The sequence below is a fragment of the Alkalihalophilus lindianensis genome (genome assembly GCF_032843265.1).
Taxonomy (GTDB): domain Bacteria; phylum Bacillota; class Bacilli; order Bacillales; family Bacillaceae_D; genus Alkalihalophilus; species Alkalihalophilus lindianensis.
In genome coordinates this window covers 1-253 of the sequence record NZ_JAWJBA010000695.1, presented here as the reverse complement: position 1 = coordinate 253, position 253 = coordinate 1, and the positions used below count along the sequence as shown (strand labels likewise).

Below are 253 nucleotides of genomic sequence, written 5' to 3'. Positions count from 1 at the left end.
CACGACGACGACGCCCGCGCGCAGCACCTCGACACCGACTCGGGCGGCGCGCTCGTCCCGGCCGCGTCGGGGACGGAACGCGGCGGCGAGACCGACGACCTCGCCGCCCGCTGGCCCGTCATCGGCGAGGACCTTCAGCCCGTCGCGCCCGAGTGTCTGCCCGAGCGGCGCGTGCTCGCGACCGGCCAGCCCGTGCGCGGCACGATCCTGGGCATCGTCCACCCGAGCGGGTCCGTCCGGTGGTACCGCGTCA

The 253-nt window shown here is 77.1% G+C and carries 1 protein-coding gene; it reads left to right on the top strand.

Going from position 1 to position 253, the window contains the following annotated elements:
• A partial coding sequence (locus RYX56_RS23955; protein WP_317124334.1) for a hypothetical protein occupies window positions 1-253 on the top strand: 253 nt, incomplete at both ends.